Raw genomic sequence first — 1,801 nt, forward strand, 5'->3', positions numbered from 1 at the left:
TTTCCTGTTCAGTTTTCAAAGATCATCTGCACCTCAGCAGTGCTCATCTATATTACCAAATACTTTTCGCTTCGTCAAATGTTTTTTAAATTTTTTTTTAATAAAAAATCAAAAGACTTTTATATATACATATTTTCGACAATTTTAACATTATAATTTCTATTAAACAATAAAGTTGTACTATAATTCAGTTATACATAATAGGAGGATTTTTATGAAGAAATTAGGTTTTGGATGTATGAGATTGCCATTAACAAATCCAGAAGAACCAACTTCTGTTGATTTAAAACAATTTTGTGAAATGATTGATACTTTTATGGATAATGGATTTACATATTTTGACACCGCTTATCCTTATCACCAAAGACAAAGTGAATTATTTGTAAAAAAAGCGTTAGTTGAAAGATATCCACGAAATTCATTTACTTTAGCCGACAAATTGCCTGTCCCATTTATGAAAACAAAAGAGGATGCAAAAAGAATTTTTGATGAACAATTGGAAAAATGTGGAGTTAATTACTTTGATTATTATCTTCTGCATTCTTTAAATCGTAATCATTACCAAACTGCTTTAAAATTTGGTTGTTTTGATTTTATTAAAAAAATGAAAGAAGAAGGTAAAATAAGAGAAATTGGATTCTCATTTCATGATACTGCTGATATTTTAGACAAAATTTTGACTAAACATCCTGAAATGGATTTTGTTCAACTTCAAATCAATTATCTTGATTGGAATAGTGAAAGTGTACAATCTAGATTATGTTATGAAACGGCTGTTAAACATGGAAAACAAGTTGTTATTATGGAACCTGTTAAGGGAGGAAGTCTTGTGCGTGTTCCTGAAGATATTCAAACTAAATTATTAACTTTAGATGGATCGTTATCTATTGCATCATGGGCAATACGATTTGCAGCAAGTCTTAAAAATGTTCGTGTTGTACTTAGTGGTATGTCAAACCTTGAACAATTAAATGACAATATTTCATATATGAAAATATTTAAAGCGTTGACACAAGAAGAAAACGATTTCTTGATTAAGCTAGGTGATCAAATTCGAACATCTATTGCTATTCCATGTACTGCATGTAACTATTGTACTCCTGGTTGTCCAAAACACATCTGTATACCTGAATACTTTAATCTATTCAATAAAAGAAAACAAAATTTATCTAAAGATAAATCAACAGAATATGATGATTTAAAAAATGAACATGGAAAGCCATTAGATTGTATTGAATGTGGACAATGTGAGCGTGTATGTCCACAAAAGCTTCCAATTATCAGTAATCTAAAGAAAGTAGCAGATGAATTTGAATAAATTTATCGCAAAAATAAACAAAGTTGTATTTTATACTTCAAATGATATTGGGGATAAACCAATCCTTTCAAAAATTAATGAAGATATGAGTTTTTATAAAAACACAGATATAGAAGATACAGTATTAGGTAAAGCAGCTGCTTATCTATACGTTCTTGCAAAAATTTAATTTGTTTATGCTCATGCTCTAAGTGAAACTGCAAAAATTTATTTAGAAAAGAATAATGTTTCTTTCATATACGATAAACTTGTTAAGGAAATCCGATATAGGACAAACACAGATATGTGTCCATTAAAAAATCCGTGATTCATATAGAGGACACCAGTTACCGCATAAATTGCATTAGAAAATACAATTAAAGAATTAATGAATCTGAAAAAAGCCAAGTCTTTTATTTACTTAGACTTGGCTTTTGAATATAAAAGGCAAAAAAAAGGACCCGGCAGCTAGCTATCTTCGCAGGGGCAAGCCCAACTATTGTC

1 protein-coding gene and 1 pseudogene are annotated in these 1,801 nt (G+C 29.2%); both read left to right on the forward strand.

What is annotated here, in order from left to right; translation table 11 throughout:
- Positions 1-214 precede the first annotated feature (214 nt).
- Positions 215-1,318, forward strand: coding sequence for an aldo/keto reductase (locus KTQ83_RS11650; RefSeq protein ID WP_217256926.1), 1,104 nt, complete (start codon positions 215-217; stop codon positions 1,316-1,318).
- Positions 1,311-1,625 (forward strand): annotated as a pseudogene (locus KTQ83_RS12420) (DUF1893 domain-containing protein). The gene KTQ83_RS11650 and the pseudogene KTQ83_RS12420 overlap by 8 nt, the downstream one beginning before the upstream one ends.
- Positions 1,626-1,801 lie beyond the last annotated feature (176 nt).

Source organism: Holdemanella porci (genome assembly GCF_019052655.1).
Classification (GTDB): Bacteria; Bacillota_I; Bacilli_A; order Erysipelotrichales; family Erysipelotrichaceae; genus Holdemanella; species Holdemanella hominis.

Excerpts from the sequence above, each read along its gene's own strand:
- KTQ83_RS11650 (WP_217256926.1), top strand. The coding sequence starts at position 215 with ATGAAGAAATTAGGTTTTGGATGTATGAGATTGCCATTAACAAATCCA.